Origin of the sequence: Mycolicibacterium gadium, assembly GCF_010728925.1 — a bacterium.
GTDB classification, from domain to species: domain Bacteria; phylum Actinomycetota; class Actinomycetes; order Mycobacteriales; family Mycobacteriaceae; genus Mycobacterium; species Mycobacterium gadium.
In genome coordinates, this window is sequence record NZ_AP022608.1 from 4,044,012 (window position 1) to 4,067,462 (window position 23,451).

The following is a 23,451-nucleotide window of genomic DNA, read 5'->3' on the forward strand; positions in this document are numbered from 1 at the left end:
CCCATGGGCGACACTTACGAATCCGTCACCGTCGACATCAAGGACCACGTCGCACAGGTGACGCTGGTCGGTCCCGGCAAGGGCAACGCCATGGGGCCGGCCTTCTGGGCCGAGATGCCCGAGGTGTTCGCCGAGCTCGACGCTGACCGCGATGTGCGCGCGATCGTGCTGACGGGTTCAGGCAAGAACTTCAGCTACGGGCTCGACCTGATGGCGATGGGCGGCACGCTGTCCGGCGTCATGTCCGACGGGGCGACGGCTCGTCCGCGCGCGGAACTGCACGCCACGATCCTGCGTATGCAGGGCGCCATCAACGCCGTCGCCGACTGCCGCACCCCGACCATCGCATCGGTGCACGGCTGGTGCATCGGCGGGGGCGTCGACCTGATCTCGGCCGTCGACATGCGCTATGCGAGCGCCGACGCCAAGTTCTCGGTGCGCGAGGTCAAGATCGCGATCGTCGCCGACGTGGGCAGCCTGGCTCGCCTTCCGCTGATCCTGTCCGACGGGCACCTGCGCGAGCTGGCGCTCACGGGCAAGGACATCGACGCCGCGCGTGCCGAGAAGATCGGACTCGTCAACGACGTCTATGAGGACGCCGAGGCCTCGCTGGCCGCCGCGCATGCGACCGCCGCCGAGATCGCCGCGAATCCGCCGCTGGTCGTCAGTGGTGTCAAGGACGTGCTCGATCAGCAGCGCATCGCCAGGGTGTCGGAAAGCCTGCGCTATGTCGCGGTGTGGAATTCGGCGTTTCTGCCGTCGAAGGATTTGGGCGAAGGGATCACGGCGACGTTCGAGAAGCGGCCGCCCAACTTCACCGGGGAATAGGGGTCCAGCCGAACTCGGCCTTCGCCTTTGCATTCGACAGCGGCAGCCACGTCGTGCCGAATGCCGTTGCCGGATACGACGCGACGAGACCCACCAGTTTGTGCGAGATCGGCAGCGGCCGCGGTCGGCCCAGTTTCGCTGACAACTCCCGCACGTAATCACCGAACGACTGCGGCCGGTCGTCGACGATGTTGTAGACCTCACCGCCGCGGCCCTTCGTCACGGCGTCTGCCGTGATCTTCGCGACATCATCGATGTGTATCCACGAGACGACGCCATCACCCGTCATCGCCGGCATCACCCACCACTTGGCCAGCTTGACGAATAGCTCGTCGTGCGGCACATCTGGCCCGTAAAAGATGCCGTAGCGCAACACAATTCCCTCGGTGTCGCTGTGCTCGCCGGAGGTCAGCACCGCCTGCTCCATACCGCGCAGCGCGGCCAGCATGGCGTCGCCACCCGGCGGTGGCGGACCCGGATAGAGGTCGGTTTCGTCCACCGCGGGAGGTCCGGAACGCGGATAGCCGTACGCGAAAACCACCGACTCCGCGACGACGCGACGTACGCCTGCCCGCTGCGCGGCTCGCACGAGGTTCGGCGCGCCGACACCCCAGAGTTCCCGTGCGGGTTCGAAATCCTTGGGGCGCTTGGGACCCCACTTCGGCAGGGTGGTCAGCAGCGAGATCACCACCTCGGGCCCGACGTCGGCGACGACTTTGTCGATTTCGTCGGCATCGAGCACGTCGGCCACCACTGGCTTGGCGCCCGTCGCTGCGATCTGTGACGTCTTCGACGACGTCCGGGTCACACCGATCACCTCGAACCCGCGAGAGTTCAACTCCCGCAACAACGGAAGGCCGGGCACGCTCGTCGCACCGGCAACCAGTACCCGCATCAGCGCACGCCCTTCTCCGTGGCGATGGCGGCGCGCAACGCAATGGCGAGTATCACCGTCGTGAACACCAGGCCCCCCGCTTCCAGCCAGCCGATCAGGTCACCGGCGCCGTGGTGGGGGTCGATGATGTGGCTCAGTGAGTGCAGCGCCCAGTGCAGCGTCGCGAAGGCCAGGGCCGGTACCCGCCACGACACCCGTCGCACCGCGGCGAGCAGCAGCAGGCCCTGCGGGATCTCGAACGTCGCGTTGTCGAAGATGAAGTGATCGTTGCGCACGCCGAAGTTGCCGAGGGTGTCGAAGAACGTACCCGGGAAGAACAGCATGAACAGCCCGATACCCAGGGCATAGGTACCGAAGACGATCAGCGTCACCTCGACGAAGCCGCCTCTTGTGCGGGTGGGAGTCGTCGTCATACCGTCACGCTAATACGAGACTGGCCTCAAGATGGGTGCCACTTTGATGACTACTTCGGGTACCACTTCCGGTCCGGAGCTGCTGGTCGAACTCGACAGGACGGCGCCGGCGTCACTGCATCACCAGCTCGCCAACGGACTGCGCGACGCGATCCGTACGGGCCGCCTGGCACCGCACACCCGGCTGCCGTCGAGCCGCGTGCTCGCTGCCGACCTCAACGTGTCGCGTCGGCTAGTCGTGGATGCCTACAGCCAACTGGTCGCGGAGGGCTTCCTGCTCAGCACGCGCGGTTCGGGAACACGCGTCGCCACGGTCGATGTGGCGACCGCCCCAACGTACAGATCCGCGGAACCGCCGCGCTTCGACGTCGACTTCTTTCCCGGATCGCCTGACCTGTCCAGCTTTCCACGGCAGGCGTGGCTGCGGGCGCTGAGGCAAGGGCTGGCCGGTCTCGAGTCCGACGCTTTCGGCTACGTCACACCCCAGGGTCTGCTCGAGACACGCGTCGCGATCGCGGACTATCTGCGTCGCACCCGCGGGGTGCTGGCCGATCCGCAACACATCGTCATCTCCTCCGGCGTGACACAGGCCATCGCGCTACTGGGCCAAACGTTGCGGACCACGCCGCTGGCGATGGAGGATCCCGGATTCTGGCAACACCGAAAGATACTGCAGCACAACGGTGTGGAGCCTATTCCTGTACCCGTCGATGACGAGGGGATCGATGTCGATGCCCTCGCGAGCAGCGGTGCGGAAGCGGTGCTGACCACCCCGGCGCACCAGTCACCGACCGGCGTCGTGCTATCGGCACCGCGGCGCACCGCGCTGATGGAGTGGGCCCGCGCCGGTCACCTGGTCATCGAGGACGACTACGACGCCGAATACCGTTACGACCGTGCGCCTGTCGGGTCATTACAGGGCATGGCGCCCGATCGCGTGGTGTACGTGGGTTCGACGAGTAAGACGCTGGCTCCCGGCCTGCGCATCGGGTGGATGGTGTTGCCCCCGCACCTCGCCAAGGCGGTCATCTCGTCGAAATGGCTTGCCGACACCGGAGGTTCGGTGATGGATCAGGTGGCCTTCGCCCAGTTCCTGACATCGGGTGAGTACGACCGTCATCTGCGGCAGATGCGCAAGCGGTATCAGACCCGCCGGGCAGCGCTGCTGGACGCGCTAGCACGGCACCTGCCCGACGCTACGGTGCTGGGTGCCGCGGCCGGCGTCCATCTCACCGTACGGTTTCCCGACACATTTCCCCTCGACACCCTGGTCGCGCACGCCAAGAAGGTCCGCGTCAGGGTCGAGCCGGTGGCCCGGTGTTACGCCGAACCCGACACGGCGCCACCGGGATTGCTGCTCGGCTACGCCAATCTCACAGAGTCGCAAATCGAACGGGGCGTGCGGGAATTGGCTCGGGCGCTTCGTTAGCTGCCGCCACCGCCACATCCCCCGCCACCGCCGCAGCCGCCTCCGCCACATCCGGCACCGCCACAACCGCCGTTGTCGGAGCCACCGGTGCCGACATAGCCGATTCCGGCGGCGCCGGCCGACCCAGCCGCCCACATATTGCGGCGCTGCCTGGCTTTCATCGCCTTACGGTTACGCGGGCTGTGCAGTTCCATATAACTTCGGCGATATTTTTCCTCGGCCGAACCGCGCTGGCTGATGCGGCTACTCCACATCAGCCAACCCACCACCACCACACATGACAAGGCCAGCAACGAGATTCCGATCACGGCCCCCACCGTTGCGCTCATGGACGAAGATTACTGCCGTGGTCGGCGCTCGCCCAGTGTGGAATCGCTGTGGGGTTGTTAAGGTTTCGACTCGACTCGGTAGCGCAGATTCGTAACTCGCGACGTGTGCGCAACGCTTAGCTGAGCTAGGCGCACCAGGTGGCCGCCCGGATGGTCGAAGAGGCGGGTGCCATCGCCGATGAATACGGGCAGCACGCTCACCACGACCTCGTCCAGCACACCGGCCACCAGGCATTGGGCAGCCACGTCAGCTCCCAGAATGTTGACGTATTTGTCTCCCGCCGCGGAGCCGGATTCTTTGATGGCCGTACCTATGTCGGCGACGAACGTCACGCCCGGTGGAGACACGGCCGGTGGACGGTGCGTCACCACATACTGCGGACCGTCCCATCCGCCGCCGAACGCCTCACCCTCGCCCTCGGTGCCCTTCATCGGGTCGTCGCCGGAGAACGTTCGATTGCCGACCAGGAGTGCACCGGTCTGCGTGATCAATTCCTCGACAACGGGGTTGGGGCCGACATAGGCCGCCATCCACGACATGTCGCCGCCGGGACCGGCGATGAAACCGTCGAGCGACATTGCCGCCGAATACATGAAGGTCGCCATACGGATTCTGACCAGCATGCGGGCCGAAAGTCATCGCGGCCAGATGGCGGTGGCGGAGGGATTTGAACCCCCGGACGGTTTTAGCCGTCTCTCGCTTTCAAGGCGAGTGCATTAGGCCGCTCTGCCACGCCACCGTCGACAAGCGTACTGGTGGGTGGTTACGGCTCAGACGCGGCCAAGCTTCGCCGGCGGCGCCGCGGTCTTGAGCGCGACGCTGATGCGCCTGCAGTTCTCCCCCATCGCCGCGATCTGCGGACGCGACAATCGGCCGAGGAAGTGCACCCGCACGCCCTCGCCGTAGGTCGCCATGGCCTCGCGTACCGCGGTCCTGCCCTCGTCGGTGATGGTGGCGAGCACGCCGCGACCGTCCTCGGGACTCGCACCGCGCCGCACCAGACCCTGCAATTCCAGGCGGCGGATCTGCCGCGTGACGCGACTGGGCAACGACATGAGAGCGTCTGCCAGATCTCCCATCCGCGATGACCCTGTTGTCGACTTGTCCAAGATGTCGAGCAACCGCACATCGTTGAGGGTCAGTTGATGCTCGTCCAAAAGCGACCTGTTGAGGGTCGCGTACATCCGTAGCGCCGAGTCGAGGAAGTGTTGCCACGACCTCTGTTCGGCGATGTCCAGCCCAGGCATATCACTGGCTGTACGCCCCCCTATGATCCTCTCCATCCGGCAATGGTAAATCCCCAATGCGTTGCTGGGGCAGGAACATACAGACGCGTTCTCGCAGGCTAGTAGGCTTATTTGAATGCATTCCATCGTGGTAGCCAGCAAAGGTCAGTTGACCTGGCAAGAAGTTACTGACATTGCCCCCGGCGAAGACGAGATATTGATCAAGATCAGCGCCGCGGGGGTCAACCGAGCCGACCTGTTGCAGGCCGCGGGCAAGTATCCGCCGCCACCGGGAGCCAGCGAGACCCTCGGGCTGGAGGTGTCGGGGACCATCGCCGCGCTGGGCGAAGGGGTAACCGGCTGGGACGTCGGACAGCCGGTTTGTGCCCTGCTGGCGGGCGGAGGCTACGCCGAGTACGTCGCCGTCCCCGCGCCGCAGGTAATGCCCGTGCCGGAGTCGGTGCCATTGCCGCACGCCGCCGCCCTGCCAGAGGTCGCGTGCACGGTGTGGTCGAACCTCGTGATGACCGCGGGCCTGTCGGCGGGTCAGGTCGTCCTCGTCCATGGCGGCGCCAGCGGTATCGGCACCCACGCGATTCAGGTCGGCATTGCCCTCGGATGCCGGGTTGCGGTGACGGCCGGAGCGCAGAACAAGCAGGATCTGTGCGCCGAGCTCGGCGCCGAGATCGTCATCGGATACCGCGACGAGGATTTCGTCGAACGTGTGCGCGCGGAGACCGGCGGCGCCGGCGCCGACGTGATTCTCGACATCATGGGGGCCTCCTATCTCGACCGCAATGTCGACGCGCTCGCCCCCGACGGCCGCTTGGTGATCATCGGTATGCAGGGCGGAGTCAAAGGCGAACTGAACATCGCGAAACTCCTCGGCAAGCGTGCCGGGGTGATCGCGACCGCGCTACGGTCGCGTCCGGTGAGCGGTCCCGCCAGTAAGGGCGAGATCGTCGCCGAGGTCGTCGCCAACGTATGGCCGATGATCGCCGCCGGTGAGGTCCGTCCGATCATCGGCGCCGAGTTCGGAATCGAGCAGGCCGGTGAAGCGCACGAGTTGCTCGAGTCCGGCGATGTGTCGGGGAAAATCCTTCTGCGCGTAGCAGATTGACGTTGGCTAGGGTCAGCCCAGCGATGCCAGAGCGCGAACGAGCTGGTCCACTTCGGCGGTCGTCGTGTAATGGGCCAGGCCGATGGTGACGGCACCGCCGATGTCGTTGACGCCGATCACGTCGAGCACCCGCGAGCCCGCGTTCGCGATGGCCAGGATGCCGTTGTCGGCCAGCCGCTGCACCACCCGCTCTGCCGGCACGTCGCTGACCGCGAAACTGAGGACAGGGATCCGCATTTCGGGCCGCCCGATCACCATGACCGCGGACAGCGACCGCAACGACATTTGCAGGTAGTCGAACAGCCGGCTCATGTAGGACGACGCCGATTGCATTGACGTAGCTAGTCTTTCACGACGGGTGCCCTGCGCCGACTCGTCGAGGGACGCCAGGTATTCGACGCTGGCGACGACGCCGGCGAGCAGGCCGAACTGATGCGACCCGACCTCCAGCCGGGCCGGGCCACGGGCATACGGGTTCAGCGAGACCGAGGCGAACGAATCGATGATCGACGGGTCGCGGAACACCAGCGCCCCGATCGGGGGGCCACCCCAGGCGAGGGCGTTCACGGCGACCACGTCCGCATCGATCTCGTCGATGTCGATCAGGCGGTAGGGCGCGGCGGCGGAGTGGTCAACCACCACCAGGCCGCCGTTGTCGTGCACCAGTTTGGTGACCGGCCGCAAGTCGGTGACGGTGCCCAACGTCGACGAGGCCGACGTGATGGCGACCAGCCGGGTGGGCGCCGTGATGAGGCCCTCCCATTGCCAGCTCGGCAGTTCGCCGGTCTCGATGTCGACCTCGCCCCACTTGACCTTGGCGCCATAGCGATTGGCGGCTCGCAGCCACGGGGCGATGTTGGCTTCGTCATCCAGCCGGGTGACCACCATCTCGTAACCGAGACCGACGCGAGCGGCGGAGGCGTCAGCCAGATTGGTGAGCAGCACGGCACGGTCCGAGCCGAGCACCACACCCTCGGGCTTCGCGCCGACGAGATCGGCCACCGCCTGGCGGGCCGCTGTGAGCACCGCGGCACTGCGTTGCGCCGACGGATGTGGTCCGGTCGACGTCGGCATCGAACCCCGGAAGGCGGTGGATACAGCCCTTGCGACGGCATCGGGAAGCAGCATGCCGTGCTGCGCGTCGAAGTGCACCCAACCGTCGCCCAGAGACGGGTGCAGTCCACGCACCCGGGCGACGTCGTATGCCATGCCAGCCCACCTTAAGCGTCCTTGAATTGCACTACCGGACACGATCTCGCACGATGCCCGGCTTAACCACCCGTTGCTACCCAGCCGGGCCCGAAACGGGTCACCTGGCGAGCCATACTAGTGCAGCGGCCTCCGGGTTCGGAGTGCTCATAGCACTTTCGTGACTGAGGGCGCGGAAGCACGGAATGAATCCATTCACAGGGCCCAGACTGCGGGTTCGCCAAGACTGACGGGCTAGTGTCGCTACGTACGTCATATCGCAGCGCGAAGTGGGCCCCCGCCCGAAGGGCACGGGACAGATGGACGAGAGGAACATGACAGCCAACAACGACGACGACGGCATCGAGATCATCGGCGGGGAGCCGCGCGAAGGCGCGCAGGACGATGACGGAAAGTCGCTGACCGACCTGGTCGAGCAGCCCGCGAAGGTGATGCGGATCGGCACGATGATCAAGCAGCTGCTGGAGGAGGTGCGTGCGGCACCGCTGGACGACGCGAGCCGCAACCGGCTGCGCGAGATCCACCGGACCAGCATCGCCGAGCTCGAGGAAGGCCTGGCGCCCGAGCTGCGGGATGAGCTCGAGCGCCTGACGCTCCCGTTCACCGAGGACGGGGTCCCGTCCGACGCCGAGCTGCGCATCGCGCAGGCACAGTTGGTGGGCTGGCTGGAAGGGCTGTTCCACGGTATCCAGACGGCGCTGTTCGCCCAGCAGATGGCGGCGCGCCAGCAGCTGGAGCAGATGCGGGGCCAGGGTGCGCTGCCACCGGGGATGGCCGGACCGCGCGGCGGCGCCGGGACCGGCCAGTACCTCTAGGAGCCCGGCACGTGGCCCCACACATCTCGACGCGCAACGCCTGGGTGGAGTTCCCGATCTTCGACGCCAAGTCGCGCTCGTTGAAGAAGGCGTTCCTCGGGAAGGCCGGAGGCGCGATCGGCCGCAACGAATCCAACGTCGTCGTCATCGAGGCACTGCGCGACATCACGATGTCGCTGGAACTCGGCGATCGCGTCGGGCTCGTCGGACACAACGGCGCGGGGAAGTCGACGCTGCTGCGGCTGCTGTCCGGCATCTATGAACCCACCCGCGGCGTCGCAACGGTGACCGGCCGCGTGGCGCCCGTGTTCGATCTCGGGGTCGGGATGGATCCCGAGATCACCGGCTTCGAGAACATCATCATCCGCGGACTGTTCCTCGGGCAGACGCGTAAGCAGATGTTGGCCAAGGTCGACGAGATCGCGGAGTTCACCGAGCTGGGCGACTACCTTTCCATGCCGTTGCGGACGTACTCGACCGGTATGCGGGTACGCCTGGCGATGGGTGTGGTGACAAGCATCGACCCCGAGATCCTCTTGCTCGACGAGGGCATCGGAGCGGTGGACGCCGACTTTTTGAAAAAGGCGCAGTCGCGGCTGCAGAGCCTTGTCGAGCGCTCCGGCATCCTGGTATTCGCCAGCCACTCCAACGAATTCCTGGCCCGGCTGTGCAAGACCGCGATGTGGATCGACCACGGCACCATCAAGATGACCGGCGGGATCGAGGAGGTCGTGCGCGCGTACGAAGGCGACGACGCCGCCCGTCATGTCCGCGAAGTCCTCGACGAACACCGCTCGGATTGGCCGGCTACGGTCCCCGATGAGTGACACGGTGTGCGCCGTCGTGGTCACGCACCGGCGTCCCGACGAACTAGCCAAGTCGCTGGAAGCGGTGGCGGCCCAGACCCGCACGCCGGACCACTTGGTCGTCATCGACAACGACAACGATCCGGGCGTCGCTGAACTCGTTGCCGGACAACCGCTTCCGACTACTTACCTTGGCTCCAGGCGGAACCTAGGCGGCGCTGGAGGATTCGCGCTGGGGATGCTGCACGCCCTGACGCTCGGTAGCGACTGGGTGTGGCTGGCCGACGACGACGGGCGGCCCGCCGACTCCGAAGTGCTCGGTACTCTCCTCGCGTGCGCCGAGAAGCATCGGCTGGCAGCCGTCTCGCCAATGGTGTGCGATATGAATGACCCTGGGCGCCTAGCGTTTCCATTGCGTCGCGGGTTGGCGTGGCGACGCCGGGTCGCTGAGTTGCGTACCGAGACGTCCACCGACCTGCTTGCAGGCATCGCCTCGTTGTTCAACGGCGCACTATTCCGCGCGTCCACGCTGGAGGCCACCGGCGTACCGGATCTGCGGTTGTTCGTGCGCGGCGACGAGACAGAACTGCACCGTCGCCTGGTGCGGACGGGGCTACCCTTCGGCACCTGTCTGGACGCGGTCTATCTGCACCCGCAGGGCGGCGACGAGTTCAAGCCGATCCTGGGCGGACGGATGCACACGCAGTACCCCGAGGATGAAACCAAGCGATTCTTCACCTATCGCAATCGTGGATACCTGCAGTCGCAGCCGGGCCTTCGGAAGCTGGTGTTCCAGGAGTGGGTTCGGTTCGGCTGGTACTTCCTGGTGTCGCGGCGCGACCCCGCAGGTCTGATGGAATGGATTCGGTTGCGGCGCATGGGCCGTAAGGAAAGGTTCGGGAGGCCCGCACAGTGACGTTCACCGACGCTGCCGCACAGTCGAAGACGTTTGGCCGCGCCTGGGGCGACCTGGTGGCGGGCTTCGGCAAACGCGAGCTGTGGTTTCACCTGGGCTGGCAGGACATCAAGCAGCGCTACCGCAGGTCGGTTCTCGGACCGTTCTGGATCACGATTGCCACCGGCGCTACGGCGGTCGCTATGGGTCTGTTGTACTCCAAGTTGTTCAAGCTTCCGCTCGAAGAGCATCTGCCCTACGTGACACTTGGCCTCATCGTCTGGAACCTCATCAACGCGTCGATTCTCGAGGGGGCGGAGGTCTTCATCGCGAACGAGGGTCTCATCAAACAGCTTCCGACGCCGCTGTCCGTTCACGTGTACCGATTGGTGTGGCGGCAGATCATCCTTTTCGGCCACAACATGATCATCTTCGTGATCATCGCGTTCATCTATCCCAAACCGTGGACTTGGCCCGACCTGGCGGTCATCCCGGCGTTGTTCCTGATCGTCTTGAACTGCGTATGGGTATCGCTGTGCTTCGGCATTCTGGCGACCCGGTACCGCGACATCAGCCCGCTACTGGTCAGCCTGGTCCAGTTGTTGTTCTTCATGACGCCGATCATCTGGAACGAGTCGACGCTGCGGCAGCAGGGGGCGGGTGACTACGCCCGGATCGTCGAATTGAATCCGCTGCTGCACTATCTGGACATCGTGCGGGCGCCTCTGCTCGGCGCGGATCAAGAGGTGCACCACTGGGTGGTGGTCATTGTGCTGACCGTCATCGGATGGACGCTCGCCGCGTTTGCGATGCGGCAATACCGGTCGCGCGTCGCGTACTGGGTCTAGCCGACGTTTATCCCCAACCCCCGCGTTGGGTTTATCCCCAATGGCGGTTTTGTCCACAGGTTGGGTTTTGCTGCTGGTTTGATGGCGGTGGCCGAATATTGTCGAACCTATGTTCGATGGACTCGTTGAGGCGGCCACCCACAGCCGGGGTGCGGCATCGGTGGGGGCGTGGGCGCGGGTGGAGAACGCCGCCTGCGCGCGACGGCTGTTGGCGACGGCCGAGGAGCTCGAACGGATGTGGGCCGTCGACGGCTCTGAGGAGCGGGAGCAGTGGTGTCTGGACAACTGGGGTGCCGTGGCGGCGTCGGTGGCCGCCGCGCAGAACGTCTCTTTGGGGGTGGCCTCGCATCAACTGCTGATCGCCATCGGGTTGCGCGAACGGCTCCCGCGGGTGGGTGAGGTGTTCGCCGCCGGGGCCATCACCTACCGGCTGGTGTCCGCGATCGTGGCCCGCACCCGGCTGATCAGCGATCCCGACACGATGGCCAAAGTCGACACCGAGATCGCCGCCGCGGTCCAAGACTGGGGATCGCTGTCGGCGCACAAGACCGAAACCCAGATCGACTACTGGGTCAATCGCTATGACCCCGCCGCGGTACGGCGCACCGAATCCTCCGCCCGCAACTGCCATGTCGACATCCACGACCCCGACGACGGATCAGGTGTGGTGTTCATCGAAGGCCGGCTCATCATCACCGACGCCGAGGCGCTGGACCAACGGTTGGACGCCATGGCGCGCACGGTGTGCGATGCCGATCCGCGCACCCTGGATCAGCGCCGCGCCGCCGCACTCGGCGCGCTCGGGCACAAAGCCGACCGGCTGGCCTGCTTATGTGAGGACCCCGACTGCCCGGCAAAAGACGCTCAATCCAGTGCGGTGGTGGTCCATGTGATCGCCCACGAGGAGTCGCTGACCGATGACACCCCGGCCCAGTTGGACGGCGAAGCACCGGTGGATCCCGATCGCAAACCGTGGCAGGAGATGACCTGGCGCGAAGCCCTCGCCCCGACACCGTGGACACCGGTCATCGCGGCCACCCCGCCGGCGCTGGTCGTGGGTCGCGGGATGCTGCCCGCCCCGCTGTTGGCCGCCAAAATCGCCGGCAGCGCCAAGCTAGTGCCGGTCGTGCATCCGGGCAACAACCCACCTGAGCCGCGCTATATCCCCTCGGCGGTGTTGGCGACGTTTGTGCGGTGCCGCGATATGACGTGCCGGTTCCCGGGCTGCGATGAGCCCGCCCACCGCTGCGATGTCGACCACACCATCGCCTACCCGCACGGTCCGACCCAGGCGTCGAACCTCAAAGTTCTGTGCCGAAAACACCACTTACTCAAAACCTTCTGGGGCTGGCACGACCAACAGCACCCCGACGGCACCGTCATCTGGACCTGCCCGCAGGGCCAGACCTACACCACCTATCCCGGCAGCCGACTGCTGTTCCCCACCCTGTGCCGCCCCACCGCGCCCGTCCGGGGTCACCGCTCCACCCCGCCCACCACCGACCCAGCGCGCGGGCTGGCCATGCCCCGACGCACCACCACCCGAGCCCAGAACCGCACCCAAGCCATCAACGACGAACGCCGACACAACCAAACACTGATCCACACCGAAGCCGAACAACGCGCCCGCAATCAGCACAACCCAGGCGACAGTCCCGAAAACGACTGCGACAACACCTACTTCCCCACCCGACCACGACCCCCAAGCGACCACGACCCAGCACCATTCTGAGCGCAGCGCTATCAACTGTCGCCAGTCGCGACTTCGCGCAGACACACCGCCGACAGGCTCCCAGGCACTTCCCAGGTTGCTCTAGCGTTATCGCGATATGAGCATCCCGCCATATGAACCCCCGAAGCCTCCGCCGTCACCTGGTGCAGGTACCACGCTGCTGTGCCCCAAGTGCGCCGGCATCATGAAGACCTACGAACGCAACGGCATCCACCTGGAGCAATGCGACACCTGCCGCGGCATCTTCCTCGACTTCGGTGAGCTCGAGTCGCTGACGCAAATGGAGAACCGGTTCGTCCAGTCGGCGCCGCCGCCACCACCCGCTCCGCACCAGGGGTACGGCGGACAGCAGGGATACGGCGGCTACGACTACGGCCCCGGCTGGGGTCATCGCGGCAACAAGCACTACCGCAAGCAGGGCTTCGGTCGGCTGTTCTTCTCCAGCTAGCCATCCGAGCTAGCCATCCGCGTGCAGGCCGCCATCAGCAACTCGTCATGGCGATGGTGGGCGGCGGCCTGCACCACCGCGGCCCTCGCGAATGGCTCAAGAACGGGCCACGGGTCGCCGTCCGGCAGTGCCGGCCCCTCGGCATCGCGATACGCGTCGATGAACGCGCCCCAATCGTCATCCGGGATCAGGCCCGCCGCCCAGAAACCCGCGGGCCGAGCCAGATCCCATGCCGGGTCGCCGATCCCGAGATCGTCGACATCGATCAACAACCACGACGACCCGGCATCCCGTCTACCGAGCTGGCCGAGGTGGAAATCACCATGCACTACCGACAACGGCCGTGCCGCTGACCCCGCACGCCACACCGCGTCCGGTAGAACGGCCGCCGCGCGAAGCACCGTCGAGTCTCGATCTTCCCGCAACTCATCCATCGCGCGGCGCAGCCGCTGCGGCCAACCGTGCGGCGGGATCCGCCCCACCGGCTCCTCACGGTGCAAGCGGGCCAGCAGCGCACCCGCCTCGACCCACGGCAGATGTTCAGGTTGCGGCACAACAGTTTCCACGTACGGCCACTTGGTGCGCCACCGATCACCGACGGCCTCGGGTTCCACCTCCGACGGTGACAGCAGGGCCTTCGACGCCGCGGCGACCCGCAACCGCGTGGACAACTGACGCGGGTCGGTGCCCGGCCGGTGCAGCTTGTAGACCACGTCACCATCGACGCGGATCTCTGCACCGGACCGGGTCTGCACCCCTCGACCGTATTACCGCGTGGGCGGCTGAACGCGGGCGGCGACGTTGATGCGGTTCCACGCGTTGATGGTCACCGCCATCGCGATCACCTGACCCAGCTCGCGGTCGGAGAACACCCGCGCCGCACGCTGGTACACCTCGTCGGCCACATGGCCGTCGCCGAGCTCGGTGATCGCCTCGGTCAGCGCCAGCGCGGCCCGCTCGCGTTTGGAGAACAGCGGCCCCGCCTCTTCCCACGCCGCAAGCACGTCGAGCTTCTGCGTACTGACGCCATGCTTGCGCGCATCCCGCGTGTGCATGTCGAGACAGAAGGCGCAGTGGTTGATCTGCGACGCCCGGATCTTGATGAGCTCGCCGAGCTCGACGTCGACATCCTTGGCCGCCGCATTGCTCAACGCCATCATCGCCTCGTACAACTCCGGCGACGTCTTGTAGATCTTGATTCGATCCAGGGACTCTGAAGTTTCCAATGTGGTTGTCATGACCCCAACGCTAATGGGCAAAATACCAGCTGCATGGTTAACTTTCGCCATGACTTCGTGGGCCAATCCGGGTACCCGTGACCTGCACCTGGATCTCCGCGAGACCATCACACCGCGCGTCCGCGGGGCCAGGGAACTCCTGCTCACCGCGCTACGCGACGCCGTGCGTTCCGGCCGCCTCGCCGCGGGAACCATGCTTCCGCCGTCCCGATCCCTGGCCGTCGACCTCGGATTGGCCCGCAACACGGTCGCCGAGGCGTACGCCGAGCTCGTCGCCGAAGGATGGCTGGCGTCGCGGCAGGGTGCGGGTACCTGGGTGGTCAACACCGGCGGCGCCCAACGTCCCGCCCGCCCCCGCGGCATGAACGTGACGCCGGCGCACAACCTGATGCCCGGCAATCCGGACGTCGCGGAGTTCCCGCGCAGCGAGTGGGCTGCAGCCACCCGACGCGCGCTCACCAACGCCCCGACCGAGGCGCTGCGCAGGGGCGACCCGCGCGGCCGGCCCGAACTGCGCGACGCGCTCGCCGACTACCTCGCGCGGGTGCGCGGAGTCCGAACCTCACCGGAATCGATCGTCATTTGTGCCGGCGTGCGGCACGCCGTGGAACTCATGGGCCGAGTCTTCGGGACCCAGCGCCCGATCGCCGTCGAGGCGTACGGCCTTTTCGTATTCCGCGACGCGCTCGCCGCGATGGGAATCTCCACTGTCCCAATCGGTCTCGACGACCACGGCGCGATGGTGGCCGAGCTCGACAAGCTCGACGTGCCCGCTGTCCTCCTCACCCCCGCCCACCACAATCCCTACGGGATGCCGCTGCATCCCTCGCGGCGCACCGCGGTCGTCGAGTGGGCCCACCGCACCGACGGCTACGTCCTGGACGACGACTACGACGGCGAGTTCCGCTACGACCGCCAGCCCGTCGGTGCTCTGCAGGCGCTAGGCCCCGAACGCGTCGTGTATCTCGGGTCCGCGAGCAAGAGCCTGTCACCGGTACTCCGGCTCGGCTGGATGGTGCTGCCCACCGACCTCGTCGACCCCGTCATCGAGGCCGAAGGAGGCTCCCAGTTCTACGTCAACGGCATCGCCCAACTGACGATGGCCGAGTTCATCACCAGCGGCGGCTACGACAAACACATCCGCCGCATGCGCATGCGCTACCGGCGACGCCGCGACGTCATCGTTCAGGCGCTGGCGCACGCCGACATCGAAACCCGTGGACTCGACGCCGGGCTGAACCTGACCCTGACGCTGCCCAACGGAGCCGAACACGAAGTGCTGCAACGAGCCGGCGAGGCCGGCATCGGACTCCAGGGGCTGTCCATCATGCGCCATCCACACGCCGGGCCCGAGATCCCGCGCCCCGACGGCCTCGTCATCGGCTTCGGCACCCCGGCCGACCACGCCTTCCCCGCCGCCATCGACGCATTGCGCGCCGTGCTCAACGCCAGCGGAGTCGGTGGCTAAGCTGCCCGGGTGACCGAGCCCCCGATGCGCCCAGACCTGAGTCTCGCGACCCAGATCTGGCGCTTCATCGTCACCGGCGGATTCAGCGCCATCGTCGACTTCGGCCTTTACGTCCTGCTCTACAAGGGGGCGGGCCTGCAACCCGATCTGGCCAAAGTCATCGGCTGGATCGCGGGCACCACGACGGCATACCTGTTGAATCGGCGCTGGACGTTCCAGGCTCCGCCCAGCAGGGCGCGACTGGTCGCGGTGTGGGCGCTGTACATCACGACGTTCGTCGTCCAGGTCGGACTGAACCACCTGTTCCTGGACCTAATGGACTACACACCGACCGCGGTGGTGGTCGCGTTCGTCATCGCGCAGGGCACGGCGACGGTCATCAACTTCGTCGTCCAGCGCGCCGTGATCTTCCGGCTGCGCTGAGCTCGCGCGCGCCGGGCCGAAACGGCCCGCACGGTACCCTCGTCACGATGTTCGACAACCTTCCGACGACCTCGCGCGCCCTGACCGGGTTCGGGCGCACCGCACCGTCGGTCGCGCAGGTGCTGGCTACACCCGACGTCGAACTCATCGCGGCGGCGGTCCGTGAGGCCAACGATCCCGGTGCCTCGAGCCCGGCATTCCTGCGTCGCGGCGTCCTCGCGCGCGGCCTCGGCCGGTCCTACGGCGATCAGGCGTGCAACGGCGGCGGCCTCGTCGTCGACATGACCGCGCTGAACCGCATTCATTCGATCAGCGCCGACACGGCGCTGGCGGACGTCGACGCCGGCGTGAGCCTGGATCAGCTGATGAAGGCGGCACTGCCCTTCGGGCTGTGGGTTCCGGTGCTGCCCGGCACCCGACAGGTCACCGTCGGCGGCGCCATCGCCTCCGACATCCACGGCAAGAACCACCACAGCGCGGGCAGCTTCGGCAACCACGTGCTGTGGATGGACCTGCTGATGGCCGACGGCGAAGTACGCACGCTCACGCCCGACGGGCCGGAGAGCGAGCTGTTCTGGGCGACCGTCGGCGGCAACGGCCTGACAGGCATCGTCGTGCGTGCCGGCATCGTGATGACGCGCACCGAAACCGCGTACTTCATCGCCGACGGTGTCGCGACCAAGGACCTCGACGAGACCATCGCCGTGCACCTCGACGGCAGCGAGGACCGCTACACCTACTCCAGCGCCTGGTTCGACCTCATCAGCCCGCCGCCCAAGCTCGGTCGTGCCGCCGTCAGCCGGGGGAGCCTGGCAACCCTGGACCAACTGCCCCCCAAGCTGGCCAAGAACCCGCTGAAATTCGATGCGCCACAACTGCTGACGGTGCCCGACATCTTCCCGATCAGTGCGATGAACAAGCTGTCGTTCATGGCGATCGGCGAGGTCTACTACCGACTCGGTGGCACGTACTCCGGCAAGATCATGAACTTGTCGCAGTTCTACCACATGCTCGACCTGGTCAGCGGATGGAACAACGCCTACGGCCCAGCAGGTTTCGCCCAACATCAATTCCTGGTACCGCCCGATGCGCTCGACGAGTTCAAGGCGATCATCCGCTGGATCCAGACGCGCGGCCACTACTCGGCGCTGAACGTGTTCAAACTGTTCGGCCCGGGAAACCGTGCGCCCCTGAGCTTCCCGATGGCCGGCTGGAACGTCGCGATGGACTTTCCCAACAAGGCCGGGGTCAACGAGTTCCTCAACGAACTCGACGACCGTGTCATGGAATTCGGCGGGCGGGTCTACACCGCGAAGGACTCCCGCGTCAGCGCGGAGAGATTCCACCAGATGTACCCCCTCATCGACGAATGGATCGCCGTGCGCCGCAAGGCCGATCCGAACGGCGTCTTCGCATCCGATATGGCCCGACGCTTGGAGCTTCTGTAAATGGTTCTTGATGCCACCGGTAATCCCCAGACCATCCTGCTGCTCGGCGGGACCTCCGAGATCGGGCTGGCGATCTGCGAGCGCTACCTTCGCAACGCCAAAGCCCGCATCGTGCTCGCCGACCTACCGGGCCACCCCAAGCGTGACGACGCCATCGCCCAGATGGAGGCGGCGGGTGCGAAGTCCGTGGAATGGCTCGACTTCGACGGTGTCGACACCGAGAGTCACCCCCAGGTCATCGACGCGGCGTTCGCCGCAGGCGACGTCGACGTGGCGATCGTCGCGTTCGGCTTGCTCGGTGACGCCGAGGAATTGTGGCAGAACCAGCGCAAGGCCGTGCAGATCGCCGAGATCAACTACACCGCTGCGGTTTCGGTCGGTGTGCTCCTCGCCGAGAAGATGCGCGCACAGGGCTTCGGCCGCATCATCGCGATGAGTTCGGCCGCCGGTGAGCGGGTGCGGCGTTCGAACTTCGTCTACGGATCGACCAAGGCCGGCCTGGACGGTTTCTATCTCGGACTGGGAGAAGCGCTGCGCGAGTTCGGTGTTCGAGTCCTGGTGATCAGGCCCGGCCAGGTGCGCACCGGCACGACGATCGCGTACTGGAAAGCCACCGGCGCCAAGGAGGCGCCGTTCACAGTCGACAAGGAAGACGTCGCCGAACTGGCGGTCACTGCCTCGGCCAAGGGCAAGGATCTGGTGTGGGCGCCGGGCGCGTTTCGGTACGTGATGATGGTGATCCGGCACATTCCGCGCGCGATCATGCGCAAGCTGCCGATCTAGTCATGCGGAGCGCGCTGGCCACGCTGGGCCAGATGGCCATGGCGGTCATCATCGCGGTGACCGTGGCCGCGGTGTCCCTCGTCGCGATCGCGCGCGTGGAATGGCCAGCCTACAACTCATCGAACCAGCTGCACGCCCTGACCACCGTCGGCCAATTCGTCTGTCTGGCCGGTCTGTTCGCGTCCGGTCTGCTGTGGCGGCGAGGTCGACGAGCGCTGGCCCAGCTCGGGACATGGGCGTTCCTGTCGGCGTTCTCGGTCGTGACTCTGGCGATGCCGTTGGGTGCGACGAAGCTGTACCTGTTCGGCATCTCCGTCGACCAGCAGTTCCGCACCGAATACCTGACGCGCCTCGCCGACAGCCCCGCCCTGCACGACATGACCTACTACGGCCTGCCACCGTTCTATCCGCCGGGCTGGTTCTGGATCGGTGGCCGGATGGCGGCGCTGAGCGGCACCCCTGCGTGGGAGATGTTCAAGCCGTGGTCCATCATCTCGATCACCATCGCGATCGTGCTGGCATTCGTGTTGTGGGCCAAGATGATTCGATTCGAATACGCGCTCATCGTGACGACCGCGACCGCCGCGGCCACGCTCGCGTATTCGCCCGCCGAGCCGTACGCCGCCGTCATCACCGTGTTGCTGCCGCCGGTCTTCGTGCTCGCGTGGTCGGGCCTGCGGGGCGGTGATCGTAAGGGCGGTTGGGCGGCCGTCATCGCGACGGGCGTGTTCCTCGGTGTCGCGGCGCTGTTCTACTCGCTGCTGCTCGGCTATGCCGCGTTCACGCTGGCGATCATGGCGTTCACCCTCGCCGCGGTCCGACGCTCTATCGAGCCGCTGCTGAGATTGCTTGTCATCGCGGCGATCTCGGCAGCCATGTGGCTGATCGGACTTGGCCCGTGGCTGCTGGCCGCCGCCAAGGACACGCCCGCCGAGTCCGGTACGGCGATGCACTACCTGCCGTCAGCGGGCGCGAATCTCGAATTCCCGATGCTGCGCTTCACCCTGCTCGGTGCGCTCTGCATGGTCGGCACGCTGTGGCTGGTGTGGCGGGCCCGTTCGTCGACCAGGGCGGGCGCGCTGGCCGTCGCGGTACTCACCGTCTACGCGTGGTCGCTGCTGTCGATGGTCACCACACTGGCCGGCACCACCCTGTTGTCGTTCCGGTTGCAGCCGACGCTGACGGTGCTGCTGACCGCGGCGGGCGCCTTCGGCTTCATCGAAGTCAGCCTGGCGATCGCGCACAGGTATCAGCCCGAAACCGCCAAGCGGGTCGTCGCCGCGGCGGCGACGCTCGGCACCCTCGGCGCGGTGACCTTCGCACAGGACATCCCCGACGTGCTGCGCCCCGACATCGTCGTCGCCTACACCGACACCGACGGCTACGGCCAGCGCGCCGACCGTCGGCCCCCGGGAGCCGAGCGCTACTACCGCGAGATCGACGCCAGGATCGGCGAGGTGACGGGTCGGCCACGCAACGAGACCGTCGTACTCACGGCGGACTACAGCTTCCTGTCGTACTACCCCTATTACGGCTTCCAGGGGCTGACGTCGCACTACGCCAACCCGCTCGCCCAATTCGAGAAGCGCGCGGACACCATCGAGGGCTGGGCCACCCTGACCGACGCCGACCAGTTCATCGACCGCCTCGACTCACTGCCGTGGAAGGCGCCCGACGTCTTCCTGATGCGCCGGGGCGCCGACGACACCTACACGCTGCGACTGGCGTCGGACGTCTACCCCAACCAGCCCAACGTGCGGCGCTACCACGTCGCACTCGACGAGGCACTGTTCGACGATCCGCGCTTCGATGTGTCCGAGATCGGGCCGTTCGTGCTGGCCATTCGGCTGCCCAACTAGGATCAACCCCCGTGATCGCCGCCGGGAGTAACCACCGGACTGCACGGCTCATCGCCATCGTCGCCGGATTGGTCGGAGCGGCGCTGGCGATCGCCACCCCGCTGCTGCCGGTGACGCAGACCACCGCGCAACTCAACTGGCCGCAGAACGGGGTGCTGCAAAGCGTCGATGCGCCGCTGATCGGCTACGTAGCCACCGATCTGACGATCTCGGTGCCGTGCAGCGCGGCGGCCGGCCTCGCCGGTCAGGAGAACCGCGGCCGGACCGTGCTGTTGTCCACGGTGCCCAAGCAGGCGCCCAAGGCGATCGACCGCGGTCTGCTCATCGAACGGGTCAACAGCGACCTGCTCGTCATCGTCCGCAACACCCCGGTGGTCAGCGCACCGCTGAGCCAAGTGCTCAGCCCGGCGTGCCAGCGACTCACCTTCACCGCCCAGGCCGACAAGGTGACCGGCGAATTCGTCGGACTGGAAAAGTCGGCCGACTCCGATGACCCCGGCGCGCCCCTGCGCGGTGAGCGCGGCGGCTACGACTTCCGCCCGCAGATCGTCGGTGTCTTCACCGACCTGTCCGGCCCGGCGCCGCCCGGCCTGGAGTTCTCCGCGACGCTGGATACCCGGTACACGAGTTCACCGACACTGCTGAAGACCCTGGCGATGATCGTCGGGGTGGCGTTGACCGTGGTGTCGCTGGCCGCGCTTCATCTTCTGGACACCGCCGACGGCAGAAAGGTCAAACGCTTCCTGCCGCCGCGCTGGTGGTCGGTCAAACCGTTGGACGGCGTGGTCACCGCGGTGTTGGTGTGGTGGCACTTCGTCGGCGCCAACACCGCGGACGACGGCTACATCCTGACGATGGCGCGGGTGTCCGAACACGCCGGTTACATGGCCAACTACTACCGATGGTTCGGTACCCCCGAGGCGCCGTTCGGGTGGTACTACGACCTGCTGGCCCTGTGGGCGCACGTCAGCACCAACAGCGTGTGGATGCGCCTGCCCACGCTCGCGATGGCACTGGCGTGCTGGTGGGTGATCAGCCGCGAGGTGCTGCCCCGCCTGGGCCAGGCCGTCAAGACCAGCCAGGCCGCGGCGTGGACGGCGGCGGGCCTGTTCCTCGCGTTCTGGCTGCCGCTGAACAACGGCCTGCGTCCCGAGCCGATCATCGCGCTCGGCATCCTGCTCACCTGGTGCTCGGTGGAACGCGGGGTGGCCACCAGCAGGTTGCTTCCGGTCGCGATCGCCATCATCATCGGCGCGCTGACGCTGTTCTCCGGACCGACCGGCATCGCCGCTGTCGGCGCGCTGCTGGTCGCCGTGGGGCCTTTGAAAACCATTGTGGCCGCGCATACTTCGCGCTTTGGATATCTGGCGCTGCTCGCCCCGATCCTGGCGGCGTGCACGGTGACGATCTTCCTGATCTTCCGCGACCAGACATTGGCCGGCGAACTGCAGGCCAACACATTCAAGTCGGCGGTCGGCCCGAGCCTGAGCTGGTTCGACGAGCACATCCGTTACGAGCGGCTGTTCACCACCAGCCCGGACGGCTCGGTGGCCCGCCGGTTCGCGGTGCTCACCCTGCTGCTGACCCTTGCGGTGTCGGTGGCGATGTCGCTGCGCAAGTACCGGATTCCGGGAACCGCGCTGGGCCCGAGCCGACGCATCATCGGCATCACCGTCATCTCTTTCCTGGCGCTGATGTTCACCCCGACCAAGTGGACTCATCACTTCGGCGTGTTCGCCGGTCTGGCCGGCTCGCTCGGTGCGCTGGCCGCGGTCGCCGTCACCGCGGTCGCGATGCGCTCGCGCCGCAACCGCGCGGTGTTCGCTGCGGCGGTGCTGTTCGTGATGGCGCTGTCGTTCGCGACCGTCAACGGCTGGTGGTACGTCTCCAACTTCGGGGTGCCGTGGTCCAACCAGTTCCCTGAGTGGAAGTTCGGCTTCACCACCATGTTGCTCGGGCTCTCGATCGTCGCGCTGCTGCTCGCGGCGTGGTTCCACTTCTCCGGCCGCGATATGTCGCCGCCGGGTCCGCCGAGCCGCTGGCAACGAATTGTCCAGTCGCCGTTGGCCATTGCGACGTGGTTGCTGGTCGTCTTCGAGGTGTCCTCGCTGACACTGGCGATGGTCGACCAGTATCCGGCCTGGAGCGTCGGTCGGTCCAACCTCGAGGCCGTGGCGGGTAAGACCTGCGGGATGGCCGAGGACGTGCTCGTCGAGCAGGACCCGAACGCCGCCATGCTGCAACCGGTCGACACCCCCGTGGGCGTCGCGTTGGGCGCGGTGGCCGCAGAAGGATTCAGGCCCAACGGAATTCCATCGGACGTGTCGGCCGACGAAGTGATGTCCGGACCCGGCACCGCGACCAACTTCGCCGACACTCCCGAAGCGGAGGAGACCGCGGGGGAGGCCGGCACCGAGGGCGGCACCACCGCGGCGGCAGGCGTCAACGGATCCCGGGCCCGCCTGCCCTACGGCCTCGACCCGGCCACCACACCGGTGCTGGGCAGCTGGCGCAGCGGCACCCAGCAGCCGGCCGAGCTTCGCTCCGCGTGGTACCGGCTGCCCGCGAACCGCGATGACGCGGGCCCGCTGCTGGTGCTCGCCGCCGCCGGACGCTTCGACCCGGGCGAGGTCACCCTGCAGTGGGCGACCGACGAACAGGCGGCGGCGGACGAACCGGGCGGCGGCGTCGGGTTCGCCGACGTCGGCGCGGTGCCGGCCTGGCGCAACCTGCGCGCGCCGATGGCCGCGATTCCCACCGACGCCACCCAAGTTCGGCTGGTCGCCAACGACGACGACCTCAACCCGCAGCACTGGATCGCCGTCACCCCGCCGCGAATACCACAGCTGCGCACACTGCAGGATGTCGTCGGCACCCAGGATCCGGTACTGCTGGACTGGCTGGTGGGCCTCGCGTTCCCGTGCCAGCGCCCCTTCGCCCATCAATACGGCCTCACCGAGGTGCCCAAGTGGCGCATCCTGCCCGACCGGTTCGGCGCCGAGGCCAACTCACCGGTGATGGATTACCTCGGCGGCGGTCCGCTGGGCATCACGGAACTGCTGGTGCGGGCCACCACGGTGCCCAGCTACCTGAAGGACGACTGGTTCCGCGACTGGGGTGCGCTGCAGCAGCTCACGCCGTGGTACCCGAACGCCGAACCCGCGCGGCTGGAACTCGGAAGGGCCACGCGTAGCGGGCTGTGGAGCCCGGCGCCGCTGCGACTGTCCTGACGACAACG

The 23,451-nt window shown here is 66.8% G+C and carries 23 protein-coding genes and 1 tRNA gene; 15 read left to right on the plus strand and 9 right to left on the minus strand.

Annotation, left to right across the window (positions count from 1 at the left end; translation table 11 throughout):
- Positions 1-3: 3 nt before the first annotated feature.
- Complete coding sequence (locus G6N36_RS20010; protein ID WP_163688607.1) at positions 4-828, plus strand: crotonase/enoyl-CoA hydratase family protein; 825 nt, start codon at positions 4-6, stop codon at positions 826-828.
- Here the strand turns inward: G6N36_RS20010 and G6N36_RS20015 are convergent.
- Positions 815-1,723, minus strand: a complete 909-nt coding sequence (locus G6N36_RS20015) for an NAD-dependent epimerase/dehydratase family protein (protein ID WP_163688608.1) — start codon at positions 1,721-1,723, stop codon at positions 815-817. The two genes, G6N36_RS20010 and G6N36_RS20015, sit on opposite strands and share 14 nt — an antisense overlap.
- On the minus strand, positions 1,723-2,136 hold the full coding sequence (locus tag G6N36_RS20020) for a hypothetical protein (protein ID WP_163688609.1): 414 nt from the start codon (positions 2,134-2,136) through the stop codon (positions 1,723-1,725). Before G6N36_RS20020 ends, G6N36_RS20015 begins: the two co-directional genes overlap by 1 nt.
- 46 nt (positions 2,137-2,182) lie before the next feature.
- Here G6N36_RS20020 and pdxR (G6N36_RS20025) point away from each other — a divergent pair, with 46 nt between their 5' ends.
- The gene (gene pdxR / locus G6N36_RS20025) at positions 2,183-3,565 is read left to right on the plus strand and encodes a MocR-like pyridoxine biosynthesis transcription factor PdxR (RefSeq protein WP_163688610.1); all 1,383 of its coding nucleotides are present in this window, start codon (positions 2,183-2,185) and stop codon (positions 3,563-3,565) included.
- On the opposite strand, the gene G6N36_RS20030 is transcribed toward pdxR (G6N36_RS20025), so the two are convergent.
- The 4 genes from G6N36_RS20030 to G6N36_RS20045 form a co-directional block, all read right to left on the minus strand.
- Positions 3,562-3,894 carry a hypothetical protein gene (locus G6N36_RS20030; protein ID WP_163683904.1) on the minus strand — a complete coding sequence of 111 codons (333 nt, stop codon included), beginning with the start codon at positions 3,892-3,894 and terminating at the stop codon, positions 3,562-3,564. The two genes, pdxR (G6N36_RS20025) and G6N36_RS20030, sit on opposite strands and share 4 nt — an antisense overlap.
- 57 nt (positions 3,895-3,951) lie before the next feature.
- Positions 3,952-4,500, minus strand: coding sequence for a dihydrofolate reductase family protein (locus G6N36_RS20035; protein WP_163690779.1), 549 nt, complete (start codon positions 4,498-4,500; stop codon positions 3,952-3,954).
- 44 nt (positions 4,501-4,544) lie between these two features.
- Positions 4,545-4,634 (minus strand) — tRNA-Ser (locus tag G6N36_RS20040).
- Positions 4,635-4,665: 31 nt separating this feature from the next.
- A complete protein-coding gene (locus G6N36_RS20045) occupies positions 4,666-5,178 on the minus strand; it encodes a MarR family winged helix-turn-helix transcriptional regulator (RefSeq protein ID WP_083126391.1) in 513 nt (170 codons plus the stop codon).
- A 79-nt stretch (positions 5,179-5,257) separates the two neighbouring features.
- Between G6N36_RS20045 and G6N36_RS20050 the strand changes: the two genes are divergently transcribed.
- A complete protein-coding gene (locus G6N36_RS20050; protein ID WP_163688611.1) occupies positions 5,258-6,241 on the plus strand; it encodes an NAD(P)H-quinone oxidoreductase in 984 nt (327 codons plus the stop codon).
- A 12-nt stretch (positions 6,242-6,253) separates the two neighbouring features.
- Here the strand turns inward: G6N36_RS20050 and G6N36_RS20055 are convergent, their stop codons facing one another.
- Entirely contained in the window at positions 6,254-7,450 is a 1,197-nt protein-coding gene (locus G6N36_RS20055; RefSeq protein WP_163688612.1) for a cysteine desulfurase-like protein, read from the minus strand.
- A gap of 314 nt (positions 7,451-7,764) precedes the next feature.
- Here G6N36_RS20055 and G6N36_RS20060 point away from each other — a divergent pair, with 314 nt between their 5' ends.
- The 6 genes from G6N36_RS20060 (at position 7,765) to G6N36_RS20085 (ending at position 12,994) form a co-directional block, all read left to right on the plus strand.
- Positions 7,765-8,265 carry a bacterial proteasome activator family protein gene (locus G6N36_RS20060; RefSeq protein ID WP_163688613.1) on the plus strand — a complete coding sequence of 167 codons (501 nt, stop codon included), beginning with the start codon at positions 7,765-7,767 and terminating at the stop codon, positions 8,263-8,265.
- Positions 8,266-8,276: 11 nt separating this feature from the next.
- On the plus strand, positions 8,277-9,092 hold the full coding sequence (gene wzt / locus G6N36_RS20065) for a galactan export ABC transporter ATP-binding subunit Wzt/RfbE (protein ID WP_163688614.1): 816 nt from the start codon (positions 8,277-8,279) through the stop codon (positions 9,090-9,092).
- Positions 9,085-9,987: a galactofuranosyltransferase GlfT1 gene (glfT1, locus tag G6N36_RS20070; protein WP_163688615.1), complete on the plus strand. Its 903-nt coding sequence runs from the start codon at positions 9,085-9,087 to the stop codon at positions 9,985-9,987. Before wzt ends, glfT1 begins: the two co-directional genes overlap by 8 nt.
- On the plus strand, positions 9,984-10,814 hold the full coding sequence (gene wzm / locus G6N36_RS20075) for a galactan export ABC transporter permease subunit Wzm/RfbD (protein WP_163688616.1): 831 nt from the start codon (positions 9,984-9,986) through the stop codon (positions 10,812-10,814). The genes glfT1 and wzm overlap by 4 nt, the downstream gene beginning before the upstream one ends.
- Before the next feature lie 109 nt (positions 10,815-10,923).
- On the plus strand, positions 10,924-12,546 hold the full coding sequence (locus tag G6N36_RS20080; protein WP_163688617.1) for an HNH endonuclease signature motif containing protein: 1,623 nt from the start codon (positions 10,924-10,926) through the stop codon (positions 12,544-12,546).
- A 97-nt stretch (positions 12,547-12,643) separates the two neighbouring features.
- Positions 12,644-12,994, plus strand: coding sequence for a TFIIB-type zinc ribbon-containing protein (locus G6N36_RS20085; protein ID WP_083129332.1), 351 nt, complete (start codon positions 12,644-12,646; stop codon positions 12,992-12,994).
- Here the strand turns inward: G6N36_RS20085 and G6N36_RS20090 are convergent.
- Together G6N36_RS20090 and G6N36_RS20095 are read right to left on the minus strand one after the other, a co-directional pair.
- Positions 12,991-13,749 carry a phosphotransferase family protein gene (locus tag G6N36_RS20090; protein ID WP_163688618.1) on the minus strand — a complete coding sequence of 253 codons (759 nt, stop codon included), beginning with the start codon at positions 13,747-13,749 and terminating at the stop codon, positions 12,991-12,993. The two genes, G6N36_RS20085 and G6N36_RS20090, sit on opposite strands and share 4 nt — an antisense overlap.
- Positions 13,750-13,761: 12 nt before the next feature.
- Complete coding sequence (locus G6N36_RS20095) at positions 13,762-14,232, minus strand: carboxymuconolactone decarboxylase family protein (protein ID WP_163688619.1); 471 nt, start codon at positions 14,230-14,232, stop codon at positions 13,762-13,764.
- A 49-nt stretch (positions 14,233-14,281) separates the two neighbouring features.
- Between G6N36_RS20095 and pdxR (G6N36_RS20100) the strand changes: the two genes are divergently transcribed.
- From pdxR (G6N36_RS20100) to G6N36_RS20125, 6 genes are read left to right on the plus strand one after another with little or no spacing between them, the layout of a single operon-like run.
- Complete coding sequence (gene pdxR / locus G6N36_RS20100) at positions 14,282-15,700, plus strand: MocR-like pyridoxine biosynthesis transcription factor PdxR (RefSeq protein WP_163688620.1); 1,419 nt, start codon at positions 14,282-14,284, stop codon at positions 15,698-15,700.
- A gap of 24 nt (positions 15,701-15,724) precedes the next feature.
- The gene (locus G6N36_RS20105; protein WP_163690780.1) at positions 15,725-16,123 is read left to right on the plus strand and encodes a GtrA family protein; all 399 of its coding nucleotides are present in this window, start codon (positions 15,725-15,727) and stop codon (positions 16,121-16,123) included.
- A gap of 47 nt (positions 16,124-16,170) precedes the next feature.
- Complete coding sequence (locus tag G6N36_RS20110) at positions 16,171-17,571, plus strand: decaprenylphosphoryl-beta-D-ribose oxidase (RefSeq protein ID WP_163688621.1); 1,401 nt, start codon at positions 16,171-16,173, stop codon at positions 17,569-17,571.
- Positions 17,572-18,354, plus strand: coding sequence for a decaprenylphospho-beta-D-erythro-pentofuranosid-2-ulose 2-reductase (locus tag G6N36_RS20115; RefSeq protein ID WP_163688622.1), 783 nt, complete (start codon positions 17,572-17,574; stop codon positions 18,352-18,354). It abuts the gene before it with no gap.
- 2 nt (positions 18,355-18,356) lie between these two features.
- Positions 18,357-20,213: a galactan 5-O-arabinofuranosyltransferase gene (locus tag G6N36_RS20120; RefSeq protein WP_163688623.1), complete on the plus strand. Its 1,857-nt coding sequence runs from the start codon at positions 18,357-18,359 to the stop codon at positions 20,211-20,213.
- An 11-nt stretch (positions 20,214-20,224) separates the two neighbouring features.
- Positions 20,225-23,443 (plus strand): arabinosyltransferase domain-containing protein, encoded by a 3,219-nt coding sequence (locus G6N36_RS20125; RefSeq protein ID WP_163688624.1) that lies wholly within the window; start codon positions 20,225-20,227, stop codon positions 23,441-23,443.
- The last annotated feature ends 8 nt before the right edge of the window (positions 23,444-23,451 follow it).